The organism is Burkholderia sp. Ac-20349 (assembly GCF_017104865.1).
In the GTDB taxonomy this organism is placed as follows: Bacteria; Pseudomonadota; Gammaproteobacteria; order Burkholderiales; family Burkholderiaceae; genus Burkholderia; species Burkholderia aenigmatica.
In genome coordinates, this window is the sequence record NZ_JAAGPM010000003.1 from 42156 (window position 1) to 68415 (window position 26260).

Annotated in this window: 24 protein-coding genes and 4 pseudogenes; 8 read left to right on the plus strand and 20 right to left on the minus strand. The window is 63.0% G+C overall.

From position 1 onward, the window contains the following. Positions 1–125: 125 nt before the first annotated feature. From G3N61_RS01930 to G3N61_RS01950, 5 genes and pseudogenes are all read right to left on the minus strand, one after another. Positions 126–1079, minus strand: coding sequence for an SDR family oxidoreductase (locus tag G3N61_RS01930; protein ID WP_205821252.1), 954 nt, complete (start codon positions 1077–1079; stop codon positions 126–128). Between the two features lie 102 nt (positions 1080–1181). After that, positions 1182–1652: a hypothetical protein gene (locus G3N61_RS01935; RefSeq protein WP_241017513.1), complete on the minus strand. Its 471-nt coding sequence runs from the start codon at positions 1650–1652 to the stop codon at positions 1182–1184. A 102-nt stretch (positions 1653–1754) separates the two neighbouring features. Beyond that, positions 1755–2249, minus strand: coding sequence for a hypothetical protein (locus tag G3N61_RS01940; protein ID WP_205821254.1), 495 nt, complete (start codon positions 2247–2249; stop codon positions 1755–1757). Continuing rightward, positions 2227–2781 (minus strand): annotated as a pseudogene (locus G3N61_RS01945) (type VI secretion system tip protein VgrG); the annotation flags it as partial. The pseudogene G3N61_RS01945 and the gene G3N61_RS01940, both read right to left, overlap by 23 nt. Before the next feature lie 227 nt (positions 2782–3008). Further along, a complete protein-coding gene (locus tag G3N61_RS01950; protein ID WP_089454538.1) occupies positions 3009–3422 on the minus strand; it encodes a DoxX family protein in 414 nt (137 codons plus the stop codon). A 319-nt stretch (positions 3423–3741) separates the two neighbouring features. Between G3N61_RS01950 and G3N61_RS40190 the strand changes: the two are divergent. Continuing rightward, a pseudogene (locus G3N61_RS40190) lies at positions 3742–3909 on the plus strand (LysR family transcriptional regulator); the annotation flags it as partial. 159 nt (positions 3910–4068) lie between these two features. Here the strand turns inward: G3N61_RS40190 and G3N61_RS01960 are convergent. The 3 genes from G3N61_RS01960 to G3N61_RS01970 form a co-directional block, all read right to left on the minus strand. Beyond that, positions 4069–5547, minus strand: coding sequence for an aldehyde dehydrogenase (locus tag G3N61_RS01960; protein WP_205821258.1), 1479 nt, complete (start codon positions 5545–5547; stop codon positions 4069–4071). 124 nt (positions 5548–5671) lie between these two features. Beyond that, positions 5672–6265, minus strand: a complete 594-nt coding sequence (locus tag G3N61_RS01965; RefSeq protein ID WP_089454540.1) for a thiamine pyrophosphate-dependent enzyme — start codon at positions 6263–6265, stop codon at positions 5672–5674. After that, entirely contained in the window at positions 6262–6801 is a 540-nt protein-coding gene (locus tag G3N61_RS01970) for a phosphonopyruvate decarboxylase (RefSeq protein WP_205821259.1), read from the minus strand. The genes G3N61_RS01965 and G3N61_RS01970 overlap by 4 nt, the downstream gene beginning before the upstream one ends. Before the next feature lie 96 nt (positions 6802–6897). On the opposite strand from G3N61_RS01970, the gene G3N61_RS01975 reads away from it, so the two are divergent. Continuing rightward, positions 6898–7830: a LysR substrate-binding domain-containing protein gene (locus tag G3N61_RS01975; RefSeq protein ID WP_089454542.1), complete on the plus strand. Its 933-nt coding sequence runs from the start codon at positions 6898–6900 to the stop codon at positions 7828–7830. An 11-nt stretch (positions 7831–7841) separates the two neighbouring features. On the opposite strand, the gene G3N61_RS01980 is transcribed toward G3N61_RS01975, so the two are convergent. Continuing rightward, positions 7842–8792, minus strand: coding sequence for a LysR substrate-binding domain-containing protein (locus G3N61_RS01980; protein ID WP_205821261.1), 951 nt, complete (start codon positions 8790–8792; stop codon positions 7842–7844). A gap of 151 nt (positions 8793–8943) precedes the next feature. On the opposite strand from G3N61_RS01980, the gene G3N61_RS01985 reads away from it, so the two are divergent. The 4 genes from G3N61_RS01985 to G3N61_RS02000 all read left to right on the plus strand — a co-directional run bounded on the left by G3N61_RS01985 (position 8944) and on the right by G3N61_RS02000 (position 13685). Next, positions 8944–9780 (plus strand): MaoC family dehydratase N-terminal domain-containing protein, encoded by an 837-nt coding sequence (locus G3N61_RS01985; protein ID WP_241017519.1) that lies wholly within the window; start codon positions 8944–8946, stop codon positions 9778–9780. A gap of 28 nt (positions 9781–9808) precedes the next feature. Next, positions 9809–10966: an acyl-CoA dehydrogenase family protein gene (locus G3N61_RS01990; protein ID WP_205821266.1), complete on the plus strand. Its 1158-nt coding sequence runs from the start codon at positions 9809–9811 to the stop codon at positions 10964–10966. Positions 10967–10981: 15 nt separating this feature from the next. Then, positions 10982–12160, plus strand: a complete 1179-nt coding sequence (locus tag G3N61_RS01995; protein WP_205821267.1) for a CaiB/BaiF CoA-transferase family protein — start codon at positions 10982–10984, stop codon at positions 12158–12160. 202 nt (positions 12161–12362) lie between these two features. Next, positions 12363–13685, plus strand: a complete 1323-nt coding sequence (locus G3N61_RS02000) for an MFS family transporter (protein ID WP_205821268.1) — start codon at positions 12363–12365, stop codon at positions 13683–13685. A 170-nt stretch (positions 13686–13855) separates the two neighbouring features. Here G3N61_RS02000 and G3N61_RS02005 read toward each other — a convergent pair. The 5 genes and pseudogenes from G3N61_RS02005 to G3N61_RS39370 form a co-directional block, all read right to left on the minus strand. Beyond that, positions 13856–14047, minus strand: a pseudogene (locus tag G3N61_RS02005) (4Fe-4S dicluster domain-containing protein); the annotation flags it as partial. Beyond that, positions 14007–14870 carry a CoA ester lyase gene (locus tag G3N61_RS02010; protein ID WP_205821270.1) on the minus strand — a complete coding sequence of 288 codons (864 nt, stop codon included), beginning with the start codon at positions 14868–14870 and terminating at the stop codon, positions 14007–14009. The gene G3N61_RS02010 and the pseudogene G3N61_RS02005, both read right to left, overlap by 41 nt. Positions 14871–14915: 45 nt before the next feature. Then, a complete protein-coding gene (locus tag G3N61_RS02015) occupies positions 14916–15863 on the minus strand; it encodes an FAD-binding protein (protein ID WP_205821272.1) in 948 nt (315 codons plus the stop codon). 16 nt (positions 15864–15879) lie between these two features. Continuing rightward, complete coding sequence (locus G3N61_RS02020) at positions 15880–16629, minus strand: electron transfer flavoprotein subunit beta/FixA family protein (protein ID WP_205821273.1); 750 nt, start codon at positions 16627–16629, stop codon at positions 15880–15882. A 230-nt stretch (positions 16630–16859) separates the two neighbouring features. Beyond that, positions 16860–17099: pseudogene (locus G3N61_RS39370) on the minus strand (aminotransferase); the annotation flags it as partial. 179 nt (positions 17100–17278) lie between these two features. Here G3N61_RS39370 and G3N61_RS02025 point away from each other — a divergent pair. Together G3N61_RS02025 and fliD are read left to right on the plus strand one after the other, a co-directional pair. After that, positions 17279–17614 carry a hypothetical protein gene (locus G3N61_RS02025; protein ID WP_205821274.1) on the plus strand — a complete coding sequence of 112 codons (336 nt, stop codon included), beginning with the start codon at positions 17279–17281 and terminating at the stop codon, positions 17612–17614. A 144-nt stretch (positions 17615–17758) separates the two neighbouring features. Beyond that, the gene (gene fliD / locus G3N61_RS02030; protein ID WP_205821275.1) at positions 17759–19264 is read left to right on the plus strand and encodes a flagellar filament capping protein FliD; all 1506 of its coding nucleotides are present in this window, start codon (positions 17759–17761) and stop codon (positions 19262–19264) included. Between the two features lie 192 nt (positions 19265–19456). Here fliD and G3N61_RS02035 read toward each other — a convergent pair whose 3' ends face one another. The 6 genes from G3N61_RS02035 to G3N61_RS02060 form a co-directional block, all read right to left on the minus strand. Further along, entirely contained in the window at positions 19457–20104 is a 648-nt protein-coding gene (locus G3N61_RS02035; protein WP_043184016.1) for a hypothetical protein, read from the minus strand. A 466-nt stretch (positions 20105–20570) separates the two neighbouring features. Continuing rightward, positions 20571–21575 (minus strand): lysozyme inhibitor LprI family protein, encoded by a 1005-nt coding sequence (locus G3N61_RS02040; protein ID WP_205821358.1) that lies wholly within the window; start codon positions 21573–21575, stop codon positions 20571–20573. 352 nt (positions 21576–21927) lie between these two features. Beyond that, positions 21928–22257 (minus strand): hypothetical protein, encoded by a 330-nt coding sequence (locus G3N61_RS02045; protein WP_205821276.1) that lies wholly within the window; start codon positions 22255–22257, stop codon positions 21928–21930. A gap of 11 nt (positions 22258–22268) precedes the next feature. Then, a complete protein-coding gene (locus tag G3N61_RS02050) occupies positions 22269–22529 on the minus strand; it encodes a PAAR domain-containing protein (RefSeq protein ID WP_205821277.1) in 261 nt (86 codons plus the stop codon). Between the two features lie 15 nt (positions 22530–22544). Beyond that, a complete protein-coding gene (locus tag G3N61_RS02055; protein WP_230624371.1) occupies positions 22545–23594 on the minus strand; it encodes a DUF6708 domain-containing protein in 1050 nt (349 codons plus the stop codon). A gap of 17 nt (positions 23595–23611) precedes the next feature. Then, the gene (locus G3N61_RS02060; RefSeq protein WP_205821279.1) at positions 23612–26221 is read right to left on the minus strand and encodes a T6SS effector BTH_I2691 family protein; all 2610 of its coding nucleotides are present in this window, start codon (positions 26219–26221) and stop codon (positions 23612–23614) included. Positions 26222–26260 lie beyond the last annotated feature (39 nt).

Below are 26260 nucleotides of genomic sequence, written 5' to 3' on the forward strand. Positions count from 1 at the left end.
GGCTGGGCTCCTGGGTGGGCGATGAGGTGCTGGCCGGTGTTCGCTCGCGAACTGCATGCGTGGCGCGGCCGCCAACATGGGCAGATGCGGCTCATGCGGCGCGGGGCCGCGCGTGGCGCCCGATCCTACAGCACCTGCGGCGCTGCGCGCAGCACGGCGCGCAGCGCAATATCGAAAGGCGTCGCGTGATCGATCCCGGCTGCCCGCACGCGCGATGCGTCCAGATGGCAATCGTACGGGCGCGGCGTCGCGTCGGTCGGCTGGTCGATCCGCTTGAGCGCGGCGTCGATGCCGAGCGCGGCCGCGATCCGCTGCGCAATGTCGTACTTCGTCATCGGCTCCTCGCCCGACCAGTGACGGATGCCCGTGATCGATGCGCCCGCGAGATGCCGCAGCGTGAGATCGCGGATGACGTCCGCGACGTCCGGCGTATAGGTCGGGTAACGGATCGCCCAGGCGTCCATGCCGACCGCGTCGGCACCCGGGCGCGCGGAGGCGACGATCGCCGGCACGAGGCTCGTGACGGCCGACTCGCTCCAGTCGACGATCGGGCCGTAGAGCAGCGGCAGGCGCAGCACGCACGACAGCGGCGACGCGGCGAGCAGTGCCGCCTCGCCTTCCAGCTTCGTGCGGCCGTAGATGTTCAGCGGATTCGGGGCGGCGTCTTCACGGTACGGGGCAGCCTTGCCGTCGAACACGTAGTCGGTGGAGATGCCGAGTGTCCACGCACCATGGCGCGCGGCGAGCGCGCCGATGCGGGCCTGGGCGGTGACGTTGATCGCGCGTGCGCCGGCAGGGTCGCGCTCGCAGACGTCCGGGCGACGTTCGGCCGCGCAGATGATCACGGCGGCCGGCTGGCGGGTGGCGAAGAGGTGTTCGAGGGCCGGCTCGTCGAGGACGTCGAGTTCGGCGATGTTTTCCGGGGGCAGCGCCAGGCGTTTTGCGCCTGCGCTTTGCGGGGTTCGAATGGTCGCGACGAGATTCAACGACGATTCGCGGGACAGGGACGCGGCAACCGCGCGGCCGAGCAGGCCGGCGGCGCCGATGAGGAGGACGGTCGAGTGCGGCACGGTAGCCATCTATGAAAGGGAACGGGAATCCCCCAATCTATACAAGAACAGGCAGCCGATGTCGACTCCCCTGCCACGTCGGCAGCCACGCGAGCACGCCCGTTGCGCGGTTCAGTGTCCGGCGACCGCACACGGTTCCCCCTGCTGCCCCGGCGTCGCGATGCGGATACCGCCGCCCGCTTGCCCGATCACGCAAAACGCCGAGCCGTACACGGGCCCCTCATTCCCCGCCGGTACGATCGAAATGCTGTAGAACTTGTCGAGGTCCAGCGTCCTCGGCGGGGTACGCACGATTGCACCGGCGATGGCCTGACCATAGACGAGACATTCGCCTCGCTGCAGATACACCGGCGGCGCACGCTCCGGGATCTCCAGCGCCCAGTACATCACGACGGGACTGACGGGCCCCGTTTGTCGGCTCACACCGATCGAGCTGATCCGGATCGGCTCCGAGCCGGTATCGTCGCTCATGGGCAGGCAAGCAGCCGGTTTTCCATCGACCTGCCGGACGTCCAGGCGGATCGGGCCATGCGACATGGCGTCCGCACGGGAGACGAACAGGCAGCAGGACAGGCAAGCCATTGCACAGCTTCGCAACATGCTCCTCATGCTTCGACTCCATTCATCGCAACCTCGACACCACACGAATCAATCAGTCATGCCAACCAGTCCGGCATGCGCCGGTCAGGGATGGGCCGCACAGGGATTCCGGTCGTTCCGCGGCACTGCGATCTGCATGCCGCCACCGGGCCGCTCGAGCGTACAGAACGCCGCACTGTAGACCGGGCCGGCGTCCCCGTCCGGAATGATCGAGATGGTGTAGGTCCGGTTGAGTTCCAGCGGCTTGGGCGGCGTGCGGACGATGGCGCCTTTCACGCTCTGCCCATACACGAGGCACTCGCCACGCTTCAGGTAGACAGGCGTGGCCTCCGCCGGCATCTCGAACCACCAGTAAGTGACGTCGGGGCTCGCCGGGCCGGTTGGCCTGGCGACACCGACCGTGCGGATCCGGATGACGGGCTCGGCCCGTTCGTCGTTCACGGGCAGGCACGCGGCAGGGTTCCCGTCGACCTGCCTGATTTCCAGTTCGACGGGCGCCTCCGACGTTGCCATCGCACGCGACAGGCACAACACGCATGCGAGCATACCCAACACGCTACCGCGGAAGATTGTCTGCATTCCCGGGATCCTCCAGCAACGGCGCAAGGACACGATCGAGCTCGTCCGGCGTGCCGACGTAGCCACGATGGAAGACGGCGAAAGGCGCCTTCAGCACCTGCACCGCGTAGTAATCCGCGACCAGGTTGCCCTGCTGCTCCATGTTGTAATCGTGAAATACCGCACCGGGCGCGATGGTGTATTTGTATGCGCGCTGTCCGCGAATCGTGACGGTCAGCGCATGCCATCGCACCGCATACCCACGCTGGTACTGCCAGACATGGGTCATCTCGTGCATGAAAAAGCTTCTTTTCCAGATGTGCGGGCCGTTCATTGCCGAGAAGTCGTCGACGTACAGGTCATCAAGGAAATACATCTTCCCGTTCGGCGTGACGGCGGTGTGCTTGCTTTGCAGGTTGAACCAGAAGTAGCTCCCTTTGTGCACCCGCACCTTGTCGTAGTCGATGCCGTCCTTGAAGACCGTCCAGGCCATTTCAATTTCGCCCGCGGTCAACACCCGCTCATGGGCTGCAACCTTCACCGTCTTCTCCGATTCTCTCTATTGAAACTGGCTCGTCTGCCACCCTTGAAAACGAAACGCAATGCGCAAGCACGGCGCGCAACGCGGCGTGAACCGCGCCGCTGCGCACGCGCCATCATGTCCGGAACCTGTTCGTTTGGCAACGCATTGCCCGCGCGGCCAGCCCCGCCAACAAAAACAAAGCCCGGTGCACTTTCGTGCACCGGGCTTGCGAACCCGAACGGACACGCCGTGCCGGCTTACTTACGGTCGAGCGAATAGCGCCCCGGCCCGGTCAGCGCGAGCAACAGCAGCCCGCCCATGATGCTCACGTTCTTGTAGAAGTTGATCATCGCCATGTATTGATCCATCCCCTGCAGCGCCCAGTAGCGATGGCCGATCAGCGCGGTCGCGAGCGTATAGGCAGCGAACGCCAGTGCCAGCGGACGCGTATAGAAGCCGACCGCGATCAGCAGGCCGCCGACCAGCTCGACCGCCACCGCAATTGCGGCCGCCAGCTCGGGCGCCGGGTTCCCCGTCGACGCCATGTACGCGACCGTGCCCGAGAAGCCGCTCAGCTTCTGCCAGCCGAACAGCACGAACAGGATCATCAACAATACGCGAGCCGCCAGCAGCAGCTCGTCCTTCTTCGACTCCAGCGAAACGTAACGCATAGCAATCACCCTTGAATTGACGGTTTGATGCATCCGGTGCCGATACGCGCCGAATCGGCGCGCCAGGTTGGCAACGAACTACTCCTCGCACAATCGGACAGCAAGCCGGCTGGCCCGCCGCCGAAGAATCCGTCTGGTCGCGCCGTTCCTGGCACGCTCCGGATCGGTTCTGGCGAAGCACGGGTGCAGTCTACTGTCTCCCCAGGAATCATCAATCTGTCTAGATATGATTCGCTGTCTCATTTTGGTGGACAATAGAGGACAACGTCGCCGGTAGACAACCACCAGCGGCGTATCGCGAACGAAATCTGAACAGGGCGTTGCGCTCGTCCCCGCGTCGATGCGGAAGCTGGCGCCAGAGAATGTCGTCGTCCGCCCGTTGACGGAGAAAGTGAAGATAGTTACTGCGGCACTGCTCTGGAACACGCGCCGCCATCACCCGATGGTCGACGAAGCGGTGGCGTGGCTGAAGGAGCGGATGAGTTGATCGCGATGAACATTGCAGCGGGCGATCGACCGTCTCCATGTCCCCCGTGACGATGAAATGGCGCGATCAGGACGTGGCTCGAATTCGGGCCGGATACTGGCGGCATACGGGAACATGCGACTCGGTGGGCGCGCAAGCAAGCGCGCCCGCTTCGGTTGACTAGCGCAGCACGAACGGATTGCCGGTCGACGCGCCCGTGTTGATCCACACGCTTTTCGTCTGCAGGTATTCGCTTACGGCGTCGATGCCGTTCTCACGGCCCAACCCGGAATCCTTGTACCCGCCGAACGGGGACATGTAGCTGACCGCGCGATAGGTATTCACCCAGACCGTGCCCGATTCGATGCGCTCCGCCATCCGGAATGCGCGGCCGATGTCGCTCGTCCATACGCCGGCGCCGAGGCCGAAACGCACATCGTTCGCGATCTCGACTGCTTCGTCCTCCGTATCGAAGCGGATCACGGAGAGCACGGGACCGAATACCTCTTCCTGTGCGATTCGCATATCGTTGCTGACGCCGGTGAAGATCGTCGGCTCGACGAACCAGCCGCCGCCGCACTCGGCGCGTGTCGCGGCCTGCCCGCCGAGCGCAAGCCTGGCACCTTCGCGCCGTGCGACGTCGATATAGTGGAGTACCTTGTCGTATTGCGGGCGGGTCGTGATCGGCCCGACCTGCGTGCCGGCATCCATCGGATTGCCCATGCGCGCGGTACGCGCGAGCGCGACCACGCGCTCGACCACCTCGTCATGCACCTTCGACTGCACGAGCAGCCGCGATCCGGCGATACAGGTCTGCCCCGTCGCCGCGAAAATGCCGGATACCGCGCCATTGACCGCGTCGTCGAGATTCGCATCGTCAAATACGATGTTCGGCGACTTTCCGCCCAGCTCGAGGCTCACGTGCTTGAAATCGCGAGCGGCCTGCTCGTTGATCCGGCGCCCGGTCGAATCCGCACCGGTAAACGTGACCTTGCGCACGAGCGGATGCGATACGAGTGCGCTGCCGACTTCGTTGCCGAAGCCGGTCACGACATTCACGACACCACGCGGGAATCCGACCTCGTGCAGCAGTTCGACGAATTCGAGCGTTGAGGCCGACGTGAATTCCGACGGCTTGACGACCGCCGTGCACCCGGCGGCGAGCGCGGGCGCGAGCTTCCATGCCAGCAGCATCAGCGGCGAGTTCCAGGGCGTGATGATCGCGACGACACCGAGCGGTTCGCGCCGCGTGAAATTGAAGTAGTCCTTCTTGTCGAGCGGTATCACGTCGCCCTGGATCTTGTCCGCCAGCCCGCCGTAGTAGCGGTACCACTGCGGCAAGTACTGGAGCTGCGCATGCATCTCCGCATACAGCTTGCCATTGTCGCGCACCTCGACTTCGGCAAGACGGGCTGCATCGCCGGCCAGGCGATCGGCGAACCGGCAGAGCAACTGCCCACGCGCGCTGGCGGACAAGCCTCGCCACGCGCCGGCAACGAACGCACGATGCGCGGCCCGCACCGCGAGATCGGCGTCGGCTTCATTGCCGCGTGCGATTTCGGCCCACGGCTGGCCGGTGAACGGGTTGTCGCTGTTGAACCACTGACCGCTTGCGGGCTCGCGCCGCTCGCCGTCGACAAAATGAAAGTAGCGTTGCATGACCGGCTCGCTGATGTCGATGATTGCGTTCCGTGCCGGCGCACGATCAAGCCATGCAACAGCCCACGGAACAAAAAAGCGTGCGCCGGATACCCGCGCATCCGGCGCACGCGGAGGACGTGCGTCAGAACGGCGCGAAACCGAGACCTTCTCGGAAGCGGTTCTTGATATAGACGCCGTCCCGGGGCGGAAGCGCGCGCGGCGGTTCGTCAGCACGGATATGGACCTGCGCGAACACCGGGCCGCTGCCCACCTTCACGCGCTCGACGACGTGGGTGACTTCACGTTCGTCGTGAATCGCGAACGAATCGGCCAGGCCAAAACCCTTCGCGACCGCGACGAGATCCGTGCCGAGGCTCGAATGGCTTTGCTGCATGCCGGTTTCGCCGTAGTGCCCGTTGTCGAGTACGACGATCGTGAGGTTCTTCGGTTGCTTCGCGCCGATCGTGCCGAGCACACCGATTCCCATCAGCTGTTCGCCGTCGCCGGTGACGACGACGACCTGCCTTTCCGGTTGCGCGAGCGCGAGACCGAGGCCCAGCGCGGCGGCCCCGCCCATCGCCCCCCACAAATGGAAGTTGCCGACGCGATCGCCGGCGGCGAATACGTCATAGGACGCCGATCCGAGGCCCGTCACGACCAGTGCGTCCGGTACACCGGCCAGCAGGCTCGCGACGAATGCGCGCCGCTCGATCGTCTTCGTGTTCTGCCCGCTCATTGCTGTCTCTCCCATTTCTTGCGACCGATGAGGCTTTGCGACAGCAGGACCGCGACTTGCTCGCCCGCTTCGAACGCAGCATCGAAGCCCGCACTGACGATTTCCTCGACATCCTCGGGACGATCGGCGCGCAACACCGTGATTCCCATCAGCTCGAGCGCAGCCTGGGTCGCCTTCCCCATCGGCCCTTGCCACGGGTTGAACTCCGCATACTCGCCACGCATCGTCACGAGCGTGAAGAATGGAAAGTTGCAGCTGCGCAGCAGCGAAAACATGTTCACGCAATTGCCGACACCGCTGCTCTGCATCAGCAACACCGCACGCTGCCCGCCGAGCCACGCCCCGCTCGTCAGTGCGACGCCTTCTTCCTCGGTCGTCAGGGCGATCGCCTCGATCTCGTCGTCGGCAATCGCCCGGCGAATCACCTCCGTATGTCCCGCATCCGGTACGTAAGCGATTTGCCGGGTGCCGCCGGCCTTCAGGACAGAAAATATGGACTCCTGCCAGACCGGCGTTTGGCCCGCTGCGGTGCTCATGTGACGTGCTCCTTCATGAAGTGGTTTCAGGCATAATAAAATGCGATTTCACTCATCCAGAAATAGAAATTTCTGATTGAAGGATCACGAATCGGCATGGACCTCAAGCAACTGCGCGCGCTGCTGGCCGTCGCTGAAACGGGCAGCGTCACACGTGCGGCCGACGTGCTGCACATCGTTCAACCTGCCGTCTCCCGGCAACTGAAGCTGCTCGAGGAAGACGTCGGGATGGCGCTCTTCGAGCGAGGCAGATATGGGATGGAACTGACGGAGTCGGGCGAGATCCTCGCCGAGCACGCCCGGCGTGCGCTGCTCGAACTCGACCGGGCACGCGCCGAAATCCAGCCGTCCGACGCCAGGATTTCCGGCATCGTGACGATCGGGCTGTTGCCGAGCACATCGGATCTGCTCGCCGGACCACTCCTGAGCGAAGTCAGGGATCGCTACCCCGCCGTGAACCTCCGGATTGCCGTGGGCTATGCCGGACATATGCGCGACTGGCTCGAATCGGGCGAAGTCGACGCGGCGCTGCTTTACAACCCGAAGGCCACACCGACCGTTCAGGTTCAACCGTTGCTCAGCGAGAGTCTGTGCGTCGTCGGACCGCCATCGTCGCGGTTGTCAGCCAAACGCCCGGTCGCGCTTGCCGACCTCACATCGTGGCCGATGATCCTGCCGAGTGCGCCGCATGGCATACGCAACCTGCTGGAACAGGCGTGCCCCGGTACCGGGATGAAGCTCAACGTGGTCGTCGAAACGAATGCCATGAGCGTGCAGAAAAACCTGGTCGCCGGTGGGCATGGCTTCACGATCCTGCCGAGCATCGCCGTCACCGAAGAGGTCGCGCGCAAGCAGCTTCGTGCGGCGCCGCTCACCGACCAGGCACTGCAGCGAACGATCGTGCTTGCGCTGCCGAATACGCGCCGGATCGCGACGGCCGTGCGCGCGGTCTCGTCGATCCTGGTGCTCGAAATGAAGCGCGCCGTCGAGCGCGGCGACTGGCCGGCCGCACACTGGCTCGCCGACTGACCCCACCGGGCTCACGCCGGCGGGGCGTCGGCCGCGCGCAACGTAATGCCGGTCCACGCACCGCTGGCGGCCAGTTCCTGCACCAGTTCGACGATCGTCTGACGCACCGCGAGGGCGGCCGAATTCACCGGCGACGTATTCGACCAGCACAGGCTGGCGGGACGCTGGATCTCCGGATCGACGATCCGGCGCATCTTCGGGCGACCTGACGGGTCACGCAGCGCAACCGCCGACGCAGGCAGAATCGTGCATGCAGCGCCCGACTGCGCAAGCGACAACAAGGTGGGCAACGAATCGATATCCGCGATGATGTTGAGCGGGACCTCCTCGCGTGCGAAGGTACGCTCGAGCAACAAGCGCAGACCATTGGGCGCGCCTGGCGCGACGAGCGGCACGCCGGCAAGCGCAGCGAGACTGCAGGTGCGTGAACGCGACGCTATGGCGCCACCCGGCTCGCCGAGCAGGCACAGCATCTCGTCGAAGAGCGGCAAGGCGGTAATCCCGGTCGTGTTCGACTCCCGGAACAGGATCGCGAGATCGAGCCGTCCGTTCGCAAGCAATTCGTTGATGAATCCGCTCATGCTCTCGACGTACTGCAGCCGAATGCCCGGGTACCGCGCACGCACGCGTTCGAACACCGGTACCGCCAGAATCGATGTCATCGTCGTCGGGAAACCGACCGCGACCGTGCCCGATTCGCTGCCCGCCCCCTCCTTCACTTCCTGGCGCAACTGCTCCATTTGTCTGAGCACGAGATGCGCGTGTCGGTAAAGTGCCTGCCCCGCGGCCGTCGGCTTGACGCCCTGAGGGCTGCGAACCAGCAGCGCGACGCCAAGATCGTCTTCGAGTTTTGCAATCTGCTGGCTGAGCGACGGCTGCGCAACGTAGAGCTTTTCCGCCGCTTTCCCGAGGCTGCCGTATTCGACGATGCTGACAAAGTAACGAAGCTGGCGGATGTCCATGATGGTTCGAATCGGGTCGACAGGTCATAGGATACCCCTATGACCGGTACATTCAAACGGTATTTCCGCCGGACAGGCGCTTCCAATACAGTCGTCGTCATCCCACTTCGAACAGCCGGGTCCCCCGGCGATGGAGACGACATTGAACGCAATGCAGCCCGGCGTCGGCCATGACGGCACCCAGATCGCCGCAGATGTGATCGCTCTCGATCGCGCCACGGCCTTCGCCGCCACACTCGATCTTGACCGGCACCCCGTAGCCGGCGACGCGCTGCCGCCGCTCTGGCACTGGCTCTACTTCTGGTCGGTTGCTCGGCAGTCCGAACTCGGCCACGACGGACATCCGCTCAAGGGCGGCTTTCTCCCCGATCTCGGCCTGCCGCGCCGCATGTGGGCGGGCGGACGCGTCGTATTCGAAAACCCGCTGCCGATCGGCGAGACCGCCGTGCGCACGTCGCGTGTGCTGTCCGTCGAACACAAGGAAGGACGCAGCGGTCCGCTCGGCTTCGTGACGGTCGAGCACCTGATCGAAAGCGGCGGCGCCGTCGCGATCCGCGAAGAACACGACATCGTCTATCGCGGCGCGGCAGAACCCGGTGCGGCCGCTCCCGCCCCGAAGGCCGCGCCGGACGGCGCGCAGTGGCAGCGCGACATCACACCGGACGAAGTCCTGCTCTTCCGCTATTCGGCATTGACGTTCAACGGCCACCGGATCCACTACGACCGCACCTACGCACGCGAAATCGAAGGTTACCCGGACCTCGTCGTGCACGGACCGCTGATCTCGACCCTGTTGCTGGATCTCGTCCCGCGCTCGCTCCCGGGCGCCACCGTTCGCGAATATGCGTACCGCGCGGTGCGGCCGACGTTCCTCGGCAACACGTTCAGCGTATGCGGACGCGTCGCGGAGGACGGCAACACGATCGACCTGTGGGCCAAGGACCACGACGGCTGGCTGACGATGTCTGCCCGCGCGACCCTTGCCTGACTCCCCCGTATTGACCAAGAGACACCCCATGACCCATGCCGACGCCTATCAGGACATTCGCGAAGCCGTTCGCGATCTCTGCAGCCAGTTTTCCGCCGAATATTTCCGCAAGGTCGATGAAGAACGCGGCTATCCGGAAGCGTTCGTCGACGCGCTGACGAAAGCCGGCTGGCTTGCCGCGCTGATTCCGCAGGAATATGGCGGCTCGGGCCTCGGACTCACCGAGGCGTCGATCATCATGGAGGAGATCAATCGCGCAGGCGGCAACTCGGGGGCTTGCCACGGCCAGATGTACAACATGGGCACGCTGCTGCGCCACGGCTCCGCCGAGCAGAAGCAGCACTATCTGCCGAAGATCGCGAGCGGCGCGCTGCGCCTGCAGTCGATGGGCGTCACCGAGCCGACGACGGGCACCGACACGACGAAGATCAAGACGACCGCGGTGCGCAAGGGCGACCGTTACGTGATCAACGGCCAGAAGGTATGGATCTCGCGGATCCAGCATTCCGACCTGATGATCCTGCTCGCGCGCACGACACCGCTGTCCGACGTGAAGAAGAAATCCGAAGGCATGTCGATCTTCCTCGTCGATCTCCATCACGCGATCGGCAACGGGATGACGGTCCGCCCGATTCCGAACATGGTCAACCACGAGACGAACGAGCTGTTCTTCGACAACCTCGAGATTCCCGCGGAGAACCTGATCGGCGAGGAAGGCCAGGGCTTCAAGTACATCCTCGATGGCCTGAACGCAGAGCGCACGCTGATCGCGGCCGAGTGTATCGGCGACGGCTACTGGTTCGTCGACAAGGTCTCGCAGTATGTGAAGGATCGCGTCGTGTTCGGCCGGCCGATCGGCCAGAACCAGGGCGTGCAGTTCCCGATCGCCCGCTCCTTCATCAACGTCGAAGCGGCCAGCCTGATGCGTTTCGAGGCTGCGCGGCGATTCGATGCGCACCAGCCGTGCGGCGCGCAGGCGAACATGGCGAAGCTGCTCGCGGCCGATGCGTCATGGGAAGCAGCGAACGCCTGCCTGCAATTCCACGGCGGTTTCGGCTTCGCGAGCGAATACGACGTCGAGCGCAAGTTCCGCGAGACGCGCCTGTATCAGGTCGCCCCGATCTCGACGAACCTGATCCTGTCGTATGTCGCCGAGCATATCCTCGGCCTGCCGCGTTCGTTCTGACGGGGAGCGTCGGTCATGCGCCCACTGGAAGGCATCAAGGTCGTCACGTTCGAACACGCGATCGCGGCACCGTTCTGCACGCGCCAGCTTGCGGATCTCGGCGCGCGCATCATCAAGGTCGAGCGGCCGGGCGTAGGCGACTTCGCGCGCAACTACGACGAGCGCGTGTCGGGGCTCGCGTCGCACTTCGTGTGGACCAATCGCTCGAAGGAAAGCATCACGCTCGACGTGAAGCAGCCCGCGGCGATCGAGGTCGTGCACAAGCTGCTCGCCGATGCCGACGTGTTCGTGCAGAATCTCGCGCCCGGCGCAACCCAGCGGCTGGGGCTCGGCTACGAAACGCTGCGCGATCGATATCCGAGGCTGATCGTCTGCGACATCTCGGGTTACGGGCTCGACGGTCCGTTCCGCGACAAGAAGGCGTATGACCTGCTGATTCAGAGCGAGTCGGGCTTCCTGAGCATCACCGGCTCCGACGGCGAACCGGCGAAAGCCGGCTGCTCGATCGCCGATATCGCCGCCGGCATGTACGGCTATACGAACATCCTCGCGGCACTCATCGAACGCGGGCGGACCGGCAAAGGCCGTCACATCGACGTGTCGATGCTCGAAAGCATGGTCGAGTGGATGAGCTATCCGCTCTACTACGCGATCGACGGACAGACCGCACCGCGCCAGACCGGCGCGTCGCACGCGACGATCTTCCCTTATGGCCCGTTCAAGGCCGGCGACGGCAAGACCGTGATGCTCGGTCTGCAGAACGAGCGTGAATGGAAAAGCTTCTGCGAGATCGTGCTTCGGCTGCCGGAAGTGACGACGGACGAGCGATTCATCTCGAACAGCCGTCGCGTCGCGAATCGCGATGCACTCATGGCCGTCATCGTTCGTGCGTTCTCGCCCCTGACGGCCGCCGACGTGATCGACCGGCTTGAGCAGGCCGGTATCGCGAACGCCCGCATGAACGACATGCAGGCCGTCTGGGAGCATACCCAGCTCATCGCACGAAACCGCTGGACCACGGTCGGCACGCCGGCGGGCGACATTCCCGCCCTCTGTCCGCCAGGACTCGACCTCGCAGACGAGCCGCGCATGGATCCCGTGCCCGCGCTTGGCCAGCATACCGATGCCGTCCTGCGCGAGCTCGGCTACGACGACTACCAGATTGGCGCGCTGCGCGAAACCGGCGCGGTCTGAACGAGCACCCTCGCGCCGATCGGCGCGTCTCTCAGCACTACTACAACAAAAATCCGCACCCTTCATCGGGTGAACGGCATTCCATTCAAGAGCTGCACATGGGATCGGGGCCAGCGCTAACGCGCCGGCTCCGATCGACCGCGAAGCATGGAATCGGAGTAAGCGCTGAAGCGCTGACTCTGATCGACCCTGGAGACAACGCATGCCCGTCACGACCGTGGCCGATTCGGCCAATCCACTCCCCTCCGACGCGATTTCCGCTCGCAAGCCTGCTTTGAAAGCCATCCTCGTGGCTTGCTCAGGCAATGTGGTCGAGTGGTTCGACTTCTTCGCCTACGCGTTCACGGCGCTGTATTTCGCGCCGGCGTTCTTTCCCGCCGGCGATCCAACATCGCAGTTGCTGAATACCGCCGGCATTTTCGCAGCCGGGTTCCTGATGCGACCCGTCGGCGGCTGGCTCTTTGGCCGGATCGCAGACCGGCGGGGGCGAAGGAAATCGATGGTCATCTCGGTGCTCATGATGTGCTTCGGTTCGCTCATGATCGCCGTGTTGCCGACCTATGCGCAGATCGGCGCGTGGTCATCCCTGCTGCTGTTGCTCGCCCGTCTGCTCCAAGGCCTGTCCGTCGGCGGAGAATACGGAACCAGCGCGACCTATCTGAGCGAAGTCGCCACGCCCGGGCGCCGGGGGTTCTATGGCTCCTTCCACTACGCGACGATCATCGCAGGTCAGTTGCTTGCGGTGCTCGTCGTCGCGATTCTTCAGTCGCTGCTGACAACGGAGGAACTCCGCCACTGGGGCTGGCGGGTCCCGTTTGCGCTCGGCGCCGTTGGTGCTGTCGTCGCGATGGTCGTGCGGCGTGCCATGCACGAATCCAGCTCCAGCGCGCATCGCGCCCATCCGCTGGCCGGCACGATTCGAGGCATGCTGCAGCATCCCAGGGAGTTGCTGATGGTGCTGGGTTTTACAGGGGGTGGCTCGCTGCTGTTTTACACGACCACCTCGTACATGCAGAAATACATGGTCAACACGGCTCATATGAACCCGAAGACGGCCAGTAGCGTCATGACTGGCGCACTCTTCATCTTCATGTGCGTGCAGCCGCTGTTCGGCATGTTGTCCGACCGCATTGGCCGCCGTCCGCAGATGATTGCATTCAGCCTGTTCTTCATCGGTGCGACTGTCCCGCTGATGACCGTCATCGGCGCGAATGCGGATCCGTGGAAGGCATTCGGGCTGGTTCTGGTGAGCCTGCTCGGCATGAGCCTGTACACCTCCATCAGCGGGCTGCTCAAGGCAGAATTGTTCCCGGCAGGTGTGCGTGCGATGGGCGTGGGCCTGCCCTATGCCATCGCCAACGCCGCGTTCGGCGGAACAGCCGAGTATGTCGCACTGTGGTTGAAATCACGTGGAATCGAGTCCACGTTCTTCTGGTACGTGAGCGCCATGAGCGTCGTGCTGCTGATTTGCTCGATGTGTCTCCGACGCGCGGGTGAAGCGACGCACCTCGACGAGCGGAAGTAGCGGCCAGAAGCCCGCGCCACACGCGCATCGCCGAGCATCGGGAAGGTCGGGGCGTCGCGTTGCAGCAATATCGCGACGGCACGGTCATCGATGTACTGCGCGCAGTCTCGTGATTCCGATTGTTGGCAAACCCCTCGTCTTTCGTCATGAGCGGGTTTGTCTCTTCCGCTTCACATGTTCGGGTAGTTCGGGCCGCCGCCACCTTCCGGCGTGACCCACACGATGTTCTGCGTCGGGTCCTTGATGTCGCAGGCCTTGCAGCGCACGCAGTTCTGCGCGTTGATCACCAGGCGGTCGCTGTCGTCGCCGTTCTTCACGAACTCATACGCGGCCGCCGGGCAGAACCGCCCCTCCGGCCCCGCTCCTGCGGTGCGACGCAAATGCGAGGACCTTCTGCGCACGCAACAAAACCGGACGGTCGACCATCTTTCCATCCACCGTCGTTGCAGCACCGTCTGCACGAGACACCGCATCGACCACGCGAGTCGCCCACTCGACATCGCGAGCGCTCGGGCAGTAACACGCGTGTACCGCCGCGATCTGCCCGGGATGGATACAGAGCTTCGCGCCGAAGCCGTGACGCTTGCCGTTCTGCGTATCCGCCACGAGCCGCTCCGTATCGTGGATATCAGGCGTGACACCGTCTACCGGCTGCTCAATCCCGGCGACACGCGACACAAGGGCAAGCTGGGCCCGGTAGGGATTCAACGCCTCGCCATCGTCATCGGTTCCCATCTCCGCGATGAAGTCGAGCGTGCCGAACATCAAGCGCTTCACATAAGGCGCTTTTGCGATGTCCATCGCCGACCACATCCCTCTTGCCGTTTCAATGAGAGGAAAAACCGGGATCTTACGTTTCGCGTTCGATACGACTTCGACGATATCGTCGAGCCCCTCCGTTTTGGGAATGACGACACCCGCGATACCTTCGAGCCCGACGAGTTTTGCATCCTGCTCGAACCAGGGCGTACCACGTCCGTTGATTCTCACGAGAACCGGCTGGTCGCGCGATACCCATGCCCTCACGGTTTCCCGGGCGCTGTCCTTGGCTGCGGGTTCCACGGCATCCTCGAGATCGATGATGACCGCGTCGGCGCCACTCGCAAGCGCGCTCGCAAAACGCTCCGGCCGATTACCCGGAACAAAAAGATATGACTGGGCGGAGAAGGCAACTTCGGGTGACATGGCAATCTTCTGTAAAGGGGACGAACAGGAGGCAAGACTCGCCGATCACTGCAATGCTTCGCGTAACTCCGGCACGAGGGTGAACAGATCGCCGACGAGGCCGTAGTCGGCCACGCTGAAGATCGGTGCTTCCGGATCCTTGTTGATCGCGACGATCACCTTCGAATCCTTCATGCCGGCCAGATGCTGGATCGCACCCGAGATGCCGACTGCGATGTACAGCTGCGGTGCGACGATCTTGCCGGTCTGGCCGACCTGGTAGTCGTTCGGCACGTAGCCCGCGTCGACGGCCGCGCGCGATGCACCCAGGGCTGCCGACAGCTTGTATGCCAGCGGCTCCAGCACCAACGCGAAGTTCTCGCCGCTGCCCAGACCGCGGCCGCCCGACACGATGATCTTCGCGCTCGTCAGTTCCGGACGGTCCAGCTTCGTCACTTCACGGCTCACGAATTGCGACTTGCCAGCGTCGGCTGCCGCTTCGATCTTCTCGACCGACGCGCTGCCGCCTTCCGCTGCCACCGGATCGAAACCCGTTGCACGCACCGTGATCACCTTGATCGGATCGCTCGACTGCACCGTCGCGATCGCGTTACCCGCGTAGATCGGACGTTCGAACGTGTCGGCCGAATCGACCGCCGTGATGTCCGAGATCTGCGCGACGTCCAGCTTCGCGGCGATACGCGGGGCGATGTTCTTGCCGTAGGCCGTGGCCGGCGCGAGGATGTGCGAGTAGTCCTTCGCGATGTTCATCACCGTCGCTTCGACGCTCTCGGCAAGACCATCGGCCAACTGCGGCGCGTCGGCCAGCAGTACCTTCGACACCCCTGCGATCTTCGCTGCTGCGTTCGCTGCCGCTTGCGCGTTGTGGCCCGCGACCAGCACGTGGATGTCGCCGCCGACGAATTTGCCTACCTCGGCTGCCGCCGCCACCGTGTTCAGCGTCGCTGCCTTGATCGATGCGCCGTCGTGTTCTGCAATCACCAGAATCGTCATTTCTTTCCGCTCCCTCTTACAGTACCTTGGCTTCGGTCTTCAGCTTCTCGACCAGCGTCTTCACGTCCGGCACCTTCACGCCGGCTGCGCGCTTCGGCGGCTCGACCACCTTCAGCGTCTTCAGACGCGGCGCAACGTCCACGCCCAGGTCTTCCGGCGTCACGGTTTCCAGCGGCTTCTTCTTCGCCTTCATGATGTTCGGCAGCGTCACGTAGCGCGGCTCGTTCAGGCGCAGGTCGGTCGTGATCACCGCCGGCAGCGTCAGCGACAGCGTTTCCGCGCCGCCGTCGACTTCACGTGCGACCGTTGCCTTACCGTCGGCCACCGTGACCTTCGACGCGAACGTCGCTTGCGGCAGGCTTGCCAGCGCAGCCAGCATCTGGCCCGTCTGGTTCGAATCGTCGTCGATCGCCTGCTTGCCGAGGATCACCAGTTGCGGCTGTTCCTTGTCGACCAGCGCCTTCAGGATCTTCGCGACGGCCAGCGGCTCGACGCTGTCGGTCGATTCGACCAGGATCGCGCGATCCGCGCCGATCGCCAGCGCCGTACGCAGCGTTTCCTGCGCTTGCGCGACGCCCACCGACACGGCGATCACTTCGGTCGCCACGCCCGCTTCCTTCAGGCGCACCGCTTCTTCAACCGCGATTTCGTCGAACGGGTTCATCGACATCTTCACGTTCGCAATGTCGACACCCGTGTTGTCCGACTTCACGCGGACCTTCACGTTGTAGTCGACGACACGTTTGACTGCCACCAGAATTCGCACCTGCTATCTCCTCGGTCGCCCGTACGATGTGCCGCCTGCCGCAACAGGCACGCTCACGCTTTGGGCTTGATTGAATGCGCTGATTGAAATGGCATTTGAACCCGTCGCCGAGGGTTGCGCAAATATTCGATCGCACTGCCAGCCATAGGATGAACCTATGTCGAGCGCTCACTTCGAAACGACCCGGCGGGCATCCCCGGAGCAGTGAGTGATCGTTCGGGCAGTACCGTGAGCAATGCACGTTCGTGCCACTCGATCCGGTGCATCCCCTCGATGAATTGCGCGCGACGGTCATTCGAATCAGTGACATACCGGCCGATCCACGTCACGGAGTCGACGATCTCCGTGACCACCGCAAACTGCGCGGGCGCCGGGCGGCCGAGTTCCCATTCGCCCGCCTGTTTGGTCGAAAGCCGGTGATGCGGCAACGCTGTCGCACGTGGTGACAGCCACGAGATGCCCGATCCGCGGCGACTGCATGTCGGTCCAGCTAGAAATCGATCGACTGGTTCCGTCTGGCCACTACTGCGATCTCTATTAAGACGACATAACGAGTCTTCGGAAATTCCCTTCAACTACAGTGCGCGCATATGTCTATGAATTTCGCCGGAGCTCTTGTAGTCGGCAAGATTCTGACCCGGGAAAATTCTTGAACAACCATGACAACGCTAATGTCAGTGGCCGTTTACGCATCGACTGGGTTTTTCCAATTTTCTTCGCAAGCCCCTGTCGAGCCGCCAAGCCTCGCGGTCTCGATTTTCGGCAGGGGCACGGTCTATCGACCCGATGTTTAGCAAGGCAAGCTAAAAAATTTCATCAAATATTCACGCCATCCGCAAGTTTTCAATGCCGGCAAAAGTCCCTAAGAAAATACAATCAAAATGATGTTTTTCCTGCCAAAAAACGCCAATTTCTATCTCGAATCACCCCGCCTCTCGCCCATCCGCATTTTTCTCAACAATCATTACAAAAAATTACCAAGTAATACCGATTTAAATATACGATAGCGCACGTCCTTACGTTTCCCCGACACCGCCCGCGAACGCCGGAACGCGTCGCACCGGAAACAGCCTGCAGGCCGACTCGGCAGCCGCTGGTCACAGGATCGCTTTTCAACCGGAGACCTCCCATGGCAACGAACACGCCCGTGAGCAGCAGCGCGAACGCGAGCAGCCTGATGCAAGAGGCGGCGCAATCGATCATCAACGGCTCGACCGGCAATCAGTCGATGGACGTCGGCACGCTCGTCAAGACGCTGGTGAACGCAAAAACGGCCGGCCGGGCCGCCGCGCTTGCCGCGTCGCAGACCACCGGCACCACGCGGATTTCCGCGTTCGGCGCGCTGTCGTCCGCGCTGGGGGCGCTCGAGGCGGGACTCACGCAGTTGACGAACGGTGGGCTGCAGTCGACGTTCACCGCGGTTGCGAGCGGCAAGGGCCTGACCGCGACGACCAGTGCGGGGGCGGTCGCCGGCATCTACACGGTCGGCGTCACGCAGATCGCGACCGCGCAGGCGCTGGCTTCGTCGGGCGTCGATGCAAGCAAGGCGCTCGGCACCGGCACGCTGACGCTATCGCTCGGCAGCCAGTCGTTCAAGGTCGACGTCAACCGCTCGAACAACACGCTGCCGGGCATCGCGGCCGCGATCAACACCGCGGCGAACAACCCGGGAATCAGCGCAACGGTCATCAACGGCACCGACGGCGCGCACCTCGTGCTCGCGTCGACCAAGACGGGCTCGGCGAACGCGATCAGCGTTGCGGTCGGCAACGTGGCCAACGACAACGGGCTGTCGAGCCTCGGCGTCACGTCGACGGCCGACACGTCCGGCGGCGCATCGAAGATCCAGTCGGCGAACAGCGCCGCCGCGTGGCGGCAGAGCACCGTCGCGCAGGATGCGAAGTTCACGCTCAACGGCATCGCGTCGACCAGCGCCAGCAATGCGGTGTCGGGCGTGCTGAACGGCGTCACGCTGAACCTGTCGGCGGCCGCGGTCAGCGCGACCGATACGCAGACGCTGACGGTCAGCACGGACACGAAGTCGCAGGCAACGACGATCACGAATTTCGTGAACCTGTACAACACCGCCGTCAAGACGATGGGCACGCTGTCGAGCTTCACGCCAGGGGCGAGCTCGCAGGGGGTGTTGCTCGGCGATTCGACGCTGAACACGATCCGCAACGCGCTTGCTTCAGTCGTCGCGCGCGGCGTCGGCAACAGCAGCGGCCACGGGCACACCAACCTGATGTCGATCGGCATCTCGCTCGAGAAGGACGGCACGCTGAAGCTCGACAGCGCGAAGCTCGACGTTGCGCTGACCGCCAACCCGTCGGGCGTCGCGCACCTGTTCAACCCGAAGAACGGGATGGGCACGCGCATGGCCGAGCAGATCGCCCCCTTCACGAAGAAGGGCGGAATGATCGACGTGCGCACGAACGCGCTGAGCAGCGACCTGAAGCGCGTCACGCAGCAGCAGTCCGATCTGGCCGACTACGCGTCGCAACTGACCAGGCAGTACCAGGCGCAGTTCACGGCGCTCAACGCGCTGATGGCCAAGATGAACTCGAACACGCAGTACCTGACGCGGCTGTTCGGCGGCGCCAACAGCAACGGCACGCTGGCGAACAAGGGATGAGTGTCCGGGCCGCTCGATGAGCGTAGTGGCGGCCGCCGGTTGACGGATCGACCGGCTCGCGCCGCCGCGCACGGTGTCGCGTCTGCACACGTCGCTCACGCCCCGCGGTGGACAAGCGCGCCGGGCTTCCTTCCCCGGTTCGCGCAAGTGCGGCAAACGGCCTGCCCACGGGTCGCCAGAAGCGGGGGGCCGTCAGCCGAGACCTTCGACGCGATCGGCGAACAAGTCGATCGCACGCGACACCTGACGCCCGAAATAACCGGGCCGCTCGCGCTCGTATGCGCGCAGCAGCGACGTGCATTCACGCTCCGCCCAGCGCCACACGGGGCCCTGTTTCGCGAACACCGGATGGTCGTGCAGCTCGGCCGGTACCGTGTGTTCGTCGTCCCAGCCCCAGAAATACGCCTGGTGCGGGCGCGCGAACGGCATCCCCAGATTGTTTGCCACGGTCTCGTCATGGCGCAGCGTGAAATCGACGATTTCCTTGCGTGCGCGACCGTCGATATCGTCGTGACGCGCCTCGATCCAGCAGTGATACCTCGCCAGTTGCGACAGATGCCGCGCGGTGCGGCGTCGCTCGCGCGTCGTGCACAGCGCATACAGGTTGCCGCCGCCGAAATCCAGCACTTCCCCACCCGCGAACGGCCGGTAAGGTTGGCCGGTCAGCAGCGTCAGCACCCGCGCACCGACGATCGCGTAGTCGGCACATCGCATGTAGCCATTGCGCGTCGTCGCTTCCGACACGCTCCGGTGGACGACCTCATCGATCACGGCGTGCAGCACCGCATCAACCGGTGCCGCCAGGATCGGTGGCTGGCTTGTCGTCATTACGTGTTGCATGGGAAGCGGATGCGGATTCAACAGTTCATCGGTAAAAAACGCTCCGCCGCATAATATTACTAATCGTTACAAGAGCGTCGAGGTGGTTTGATCAGATTTGTGTGCTTTTGTCGTCCGACGTGAACATACGCCGGTCAGTCGGTGGCGGTGGCGGTGGCGGATCGCGACGCGCAGCAGCTTGGGGCTTGCGGGCGGCGCGATGGCGCAATGGGACGGATCAAGATGGCGTCGTGCGGCGGTGCCGTGTCGGCAGCATGCCGGCACGCCGACGGGGTGCGACGTCGGTGCAATCGGGCGCCCGGCCGCGCGGGCCTTGCCCGATGCGCTCGAGCATGGCGCAACGGGCCCGGTCATGCGGCCCTGCCCGAGTTACGCACACGGGAATCGGCCGCCCCGCTGGCGCAGGCGCGCGCGGCGCGAAAAGAATGAAGGTAGGCCGAGCAGCTCTGGCCGTCCTGCCTGCCCGTCACCGCATCACGTCGACCGGCAGCGTCTTGTCGAGATTGTCATGCCACGCCAGGATGGTCTTCGGCACGGTTTTCTTCCACGCCGGTACGTTCGTGTAATAGCGCATCCGGACGTTGTTCTGCGCGTCGAACACGAGCAGCCCGATCCATAGATCGTTGCCGCGCCGCATCACGATCGCTGCATTCGTCGTCGCGATGCCACGCACCCAGTACTTCGTCACGTGCGTGTTGAGCCCGTCGAGATCCTTTTCGTCGGCGCCGTAATTGACGATGTCGACGAGCGTCTGATAATCGGCGCCGAGCAGCTTGTGCGCGGTCGCGTTCTGCTGCGCATTGGCCAGCACGGCCAGGCTCACGAGATCCGCGGGCGGTTTCGCTTGTGCCTGCGCCGCCGTCACGTAGTCTCCCGAGTAGACGACGCCCGCACCGGCGCCGCAATCTCCATCGTCGCCGTGCTGGGCAACCTGCACGCGTGCACCCTTGCGACTGAAATCGAGCCGGCATTGATCGTGGCGGTACGTGCCGCTGTTGCCGTGCAGTTCGATATCGCCGCCAAGCTCGCCCGTGTTCGCGCCGTTGTTGCCGCTCAGTTCGAAATGAAGATGCGGTGCCGTGCCGGTGAACGTCAGCATGCCGTCGAACGACGGGTTGTCGCTGTCGCGATACCACGTCTGCTGCCAACGGTCAGCGGCCAGCGGCGTGCCGTTCAGGCTCGCGAGCCGTTCGCGGTAGCGGTCGCCGAGGCACTGCTCGTCGCCGCCGCACTGGTCGCGCTGCTTGAGCCACTTCAATTGCGCGGCCTTCAGCGCAGCCGTATCGCCGCCCTTTGCGAGCGCCTTCTTCCACGCCGCCGCCAGTTCGCCGTCGAGCTTCGACAGCGCCGCATCCGCACAGATCGTCTTCTCGGTTGGCGACGCGGCTTTCGCGCAGTCGAAGCCGGCCGCGTGCGTGGCCAGCGGCAGCAACAGCGGCAGCAGCGCGGCTGTCACGCGCAGGAATGGCATGTTCAACTTGATTGCCTCGTTTCAATAAGAACCGTACAAAAGAAACATTCGACCCCCAAACGCCGTCACGCACCAAGCGCCCCGCGAGCGCGCCCACACGGCGCTGATGCGGATGCGGCCAGCGGCAACGTCATGCACGCCGCCCGGACGAGAAACAGTCAGGACCGTGTCACGCAAATGAAGTCTGCTGCGATCCAAACGGCCATCGGCCTTCGCACCAGGTGCCATCGGTTCGGACAGGATCACGACGAAACCGACATCTGCACACGCGTTGATCGGCGGCCCACTGCAATAGCCTCGATCTGTTTCGGACAGCCTGGCTCCGGCATGACCTGACGGCCGTCACGCGCCGTCATCGATCGTCTTGCGTAGCGAGAAGGATACGAGCCAACGGACCGCGCGGCGCCGCCGCCGTGTCGCGACGATCCGGCCTGCTCGCGATCGGATCAAACAACTGCATGCCGGGCCTGGCCGCGCGTCGCGTCAGCTCCCGGCCGGTCTGCGCCGAACGGACCGGCCACTGAACATTACAGTTCATCGGCCCGTCCAGCACGAAGCGCCGTTCGAGCGCCGCGAGCCGTCCGGTACGCTTTCGCTTGCCGAGCCGCGAAAATGGTCGCGGAGCGTTCGAGCAAGCGCGATCATGCACGGTCCCGTTCATCCGATCCACCGAACCGCTCACGCGCAACACCTTTATTCGAGCGACGAAATCAACTGCGCGCCGCATTCCGTCAAATCGTCATGAAAGGCGACCGGCGTGCCGTGATGGCTGCGGGTACTGTCTTGCGGAAGAATCCTGAACTGCCCGCCGCACTTCGGACACCATGTCAGGTGCCCCTTCAGCGCAACCGGAACGCCCAGTGCCGTCAAATCGTCGCTCGCCGTGATCACTTCGCCACCGTGGGTCGTCTTGTCGTGCAGTCGGATCACGCCACGTCCGTTCTCGTCCTTCATCGTCTTCCCACCTTCTCAAATCTCGGCGGCTGGATCGTCGAGCCATGTCTCCGCATACGCCATGCCGTCGGCCCGACTTGTCCAGTTCTCGACCTGGGCCTTGGGATCATTCGGATATTCGCCGCGCTGCTGTGCGAGGACGGTATCGCCCCAGCCGACCGGGGTGCCCGCGCGAGGCTCGGCATACGGATCGTTCGAAGCGACCACGGAGATTGCTTCGATCGATTTCGGCCAGACCGGATCGCGGCACGTCGCGTTCGCCAGCATTCGCATTGCCGTGAAAACCAGGATCATCGGCATCATCAACAGACGGACGAAAACAGGCGCACGCATCCCGAAGCTGTAGAGCGAAAACAGGAATGCCTCGCGTGGTGTTTCATTCTGGGTATGAAACAACATCGGCTTGGGCAAACCGTTGGGACCACTGTTCATGTATTTGCGCCAGTAGTTCCACTCGGCCAGGGCCATCTTGACCTGAATCTTGCCGCTCCATTCACGTCCGATGGAGAACACCTGCGTCACGTTGCCTTGTTCGTCGACCGTGTAATGTCTGATGTGAAAGACCGTTCCGAACGGGCTGTCTTCACGATGCAGGCAAAAAATGGAATCTTCGGTCCAGGGAGCCTCCCAGACCACATCCCCCTCGCCCTGCTTCGCGGAAAAGCGTCGCGCCCGGATCGCATATAGTTTTTGCGATTCACGGTGGAATCGAATCGGACGGTATCGCAGGCCGAAAAACAGGCCGCGGCCTAGCTGCCAAACGATCGAACCAAACAGCAACACTGCAAAAATGGCAATGCCGTTCATCACGAAATCACCGGATGATCCATCGCGATGGGTGACATAATAAATATATGGCCCAATTCCCATCGCGACAAAAGCGATCGCAACACCGGTAATAAACCACTGCTTTTCCAGAAATGAAGGTTCGATCACATCCATGAATACGGAGTTGATGCTGAAGATCGATCCGAAATCCTGGATGTCAGGGCCAGAAGGTTGTTTTATCGACAGACGATGTGCCAAGTCCCACTCGGGAACTGGCATGCCAATGCATTTCTTCATCAAACGCTCATCCATCATCACCCCCCGATTGCCGAATCGAATGCCTTCAGCTCATCATCCAATGAACTATAGTGCTCGCCTTTGCTGAACCTGCATCGGGATATCCAGTCCTTGATTGCCGCTGCCTTGAAGTGAGCGATCAGGATACCGACGATGATCGCAGCAACAAAAACAATCCAGAAAGGAGGGAGCCATGCAACGATAACTGCCGGCAAAACCGAGAAGAACGGCGATAGTGATATGTAAATACCGAGAACTCCGCCAATGGCATAGAGTCTGGCAAGACCTTTTTCTTTATTCGCATAAGCCTCGGGCATATTCTTTAACAAATCATAGCCGGCGAGCACTATGCCTGCGACGGCGCCGATTGTTCGTCCTACCCGCGCGCCTGTCTCGGCCCAGCCTTCGGCACCGGCCCATTGCTTCATCAGGTATGCCGAGAGCGGATGAGCAGGCGCGGCCTTGACTGTTTCAGAGACGGATTCAACGATATTGCCGAGAATCGACACGAGCGAGCCCGTGAGCTTCAACAGGTTTTCGCCGCGGTTGAACTGATCGCTGCCGGCGTAATCCTTGTACGCAAACGTGAGGGTGGCAAGCTGGAAAATTGCCGTGGCTACCCCCTGGTTGAATTTGTACGGTGACGACGAGCCCAACCATTTCCGAGTCGTTTCGACACCGGGGACCTTGATGACCTTGACGTCGCTCGCGTCAAGCGTGCCCGCCTTTACCCATGCGTCCGTGTCGAGTTCGTACGCGAACACAGCCGGGTCCGATGGCGGAGACGCCTTCACGACCTCCTTGCGGATATTGGCTGCGGCGGCCTGTTGGCTGAGTTGGTCGCTGTCCACTGGCAAACCGAGCATCTCCCCCTGATTGACGATCCAGTTTCGCATTTGGGCTGGCGTGATGTGCGCGGCCTTGATTGGGGTGCCCGCGTGTAGCGCCAGACGAATGGTCACGAATCCGACTGCGGGTCCTTTCAGCCCCTTTGCAAGAATGTTTACGAAAGTATTCGCGGTGGTAAAGACAAGGCGGTCGATCAGGTTTGCCCCCTGATGCTTCTTTTCTATATCCTCGAATGCATTCTTGTAGATATTCATAAAATTTTCGTACTGGATATCGGAGCCATGCACTTGCGCGTCTGCGGCCTGGATAAGCTGCTCATGATTGAACATCAACGCACGTGCGTACAGGTTGCCGGTGTCCGATGCCCGACCGCTCAACCAGTCGTTGAGTACCTTCTGGCACTCCTCGGTACCCGCCGCCGTACCGATCGCTTGCGCACACGATTCGCTATAGGCATATCCGCTGCGGATGTCCTTCGGGTCATGTGTGCCCGCCATCCAGTCCGCGAGCAACTTTGACTTGAGCCAGCCGACATGCGCTTGCACGAGCGGTTGCCAGAAGGGCTTGAACGCATCGAGCTTGTGCGGGTACTCCTCGTTGAGAAATTTGTCACGCGCACTCATGTCGATGACGCTGACGGGTTTGTTGTCCGCTCCTTTTTTGGTTGACGCTTCCTCCCAGGCTTCGTCAGCCGCCTTCCGTTGCGCGCCGGGAACATCCCGCGCCTGGCGGGCGTCTTCATCCAGCGCCTTTGACAGACTACCGGTACTGAACCACCCCTTCACGATTCGGTATGCACCCGAGATGTCGCCAGCACCGCCGCCCCCGCCGGGCGCCATCGCCATCGGATCGACGTCGACTTGCGCTGCAAGCTCACTCGACGCGTAACTTGCCCGGGTTTCTTCCCGTGCGTTCAATCGAACGCTGGCTTCGGCGCGCTCCAGCAATTGGGCCGAAATGAATTTCCAGTAGGTCTCGTTATCGAAACCGCTGTTCGTGTTGGGGACGGTCAGTTCGGCAAGGTCGTTGGTCATGCCAACGGGATCGTTGACAGCGATGACGAAACCTTTCTTGAGCGGAGATTCGGTCATCGCACCCTGGATGATCTTGGCGACGTCCTTCCGCCGCAATGCGATCTCGTCCTTGGGTGCGCGGTTGCTGAACCCGAATGCGTCCTTCATCGCCGGCCCGTCCATCACGAAATGCGCGATGTTTTTCTGGCTGGCCTGAAATTCACCGGTATCGGTCGCGTTGCCGGCGACCATCGCTGGAACGTTGATGCATTGCATATGCAGCTTGCGCCATTTCTCGTCCTTGATCTTGTTATAGACGAGGTCCTTGGTCCATAACACATTGGACCAGCCGATCCAGAAGTTGCCCGCTTCGTCGCTGCCCGGCGTGTGTTGAACATTGACGCAACGCCCGTACGAGCCGGCCCAATCCTTGCCGGATGGGCAGCTACTCTCGGCGAGGCGTTCTGCAGATTGCGCAAGGGGCGGCGTGATATCCGGCGCAAACTTGAACAACACGCCGCCGTCGAGGACCATGTATGCGAACAGTTGCTTTCGCTTCTCGTCGTAGGTGTACAGGTATCCCTGACGCAACGCGCGAAGCGTGTATTTGGCCGATCCGACCGACTGTGGCGCGTTGGCATCGATCTTGAATTGACCGGATAGCGCGGGTGCTTTGGCCGCCCCCAGCGGACAAGCGATCGCGTATCGGACCGGATAGATCAGCAGCGACTCTCGGTCGCACATCGGACAGCCTTTCCTGGGCATGGTCGATCCTCGGAATTAGGTCAAGTGAGTTGACAGGTA

Bases quoted from the DNA above. Each gene is read 5' to 3' on its own strand.
- G3N61_RS01950 (WP_089454538.1), bottom strand. From the start codon at position 3,422: ATGCGTTACGTTTCGCTGGAGTCGAAGAAGGACGAGCTGCTGCTGGCG.
- G3N61_RS01975 (WP_089454542.1), top strand. From the start codon at position 6,898: ATGGACCTCAAGCAACTGCGCGCGCTGCTGGCCGTCGCTGAAACGGGC.
- G3N61_RS02010 (WP_205821270.1), bottom strand. From the start codon at position 14,870: ATGTCACCCGAAGTTGCCTTCTCCGCCCAGTCATATCTTTTTGTTCCG.
- G3N61_RS02060 (WP_205821279.1), bottom strand. From the start codon at position 26,221: ATGCCCAGGAAAGGCTGTCCGATGTGCGACCGAGAGTCGCTGCTGATC.
- G3N61_RS01980 (WP_205821261.1), bottom strand. From the start codon at position 8,792: ATGGACATCCGCCAGCTTCGTTACTTTGTCAGCATCGTCGAATACGGC.
- G3N61_RS02055 (WP_230624371.1), bottom strand. From the start codon at position 23,594: ATGAAGAAATGCATTGGCATGCCAGTTCCCGAGTGGGACTTGGCACAT.
- G3N61_RS01985 (WP_241017519.1), top strand. From the start codon at position 8,944: ATGCAGCCCGGCGTCGGCCATGACGGCACCCAGATCGCCGCAGATGTG.
- G3N61_RS01935 (WP_241017513.1), bottom strand. From the start codon at position 1,652: ATGGCTTGCCTGTCCTGCTGCCTGTTCGTCTCCCGTGCGGACGCCATG.
- G3N61_RS01960 (WP_205821258.1), bottom strand. From the start codon at position 5,547: ATGCAACGCTACTTTCATTTTGTCGACGGCGAGCGGCGCGAGCCCGCA.
- G3N61_RS01930 (WP_205821252.1), bottom strand. From the start codon at position 1,079: ATGGCTACCGTGCCGCACTCGACCGTCCTCCTCATCGGCGCCGCCGGC.
- G3N61_RS02050 (WP_205821277.1), bottom strand. From the start codon at position 22,529: ATGAAGGACGAGAACGGACGTGGCGTGATCCGACTGCACGACAAGACG.
- G3N61_RS01965 (WP_089454540.1), bottom strand. From the start codon at position 6,265: ATGAGCGGGCAGAACACGAAGACGATCGAGCGGCGCGCATTCGTCGCG.
- G3N61_RS02000 (WP_205821268.1), top strand. From the start codon at position 12,363: ATGCCCGTCACGACCGTGGCCGATTCGGCCAATCCACTCCCCTCCGAC.
- fliD (WP_205821275.1), top strand. From the start codon at position 17,759: ATGGCAACGAACACGCCCGTGAGCAGCAGCGCGAACGCGAGCAGCCTG.
- G3N61_RS02035 (WP_043184016.1), bottom strand. From the start codon at position 20,104: ATGCAACACGTAATGACGACAAGCCAGCCACCGATCCTGGCGGCACCG.
- G3N61_RS02015 (WP_205821272.1), bottom strand. From the start codon at position 15,863: ATGACGATTCTGGTGATTGCAGAACACGACGGCGCATCGATCAAGGCA.
- G3N61_RS01940 (WP_205821254.1), bottom strand. From the start codon at position 2,249: ATGCAGACAATCTTCCGCGGTAGCGTGTTGGGTATGCTCGCATGCGTG.
- G3N61_RS01990 (WP_205821266.1), top strand. From the start codon at position 9,809: ATGACCCATGCCGACGCCTATCAGGACATTCGCGAAGCCGTTCGCGAT.
- G3N61_RS02040 (WP_205821358.1), bottom strand. From the start codon at position 21,575: ATGCCATTCCTGCGCGTGACAGCCGCGCTGCTGCCGCTGTTGCTGCCG.
- G3N61_RS01970 (WP_205821259.1), bottom strand. From the start codon at position 6,801: ATGAGCACCGCAGCGGGCCAAACGCCGGTCTGGCAGGAGTCCATATTT.
- G3N61_RS01995 (WP_205821267.1), top strand. From the start codon at position 10,982: ATGCGCCCACTGGAAGGCATCAAGGTCGTCACGTTCGAACACGCGATC.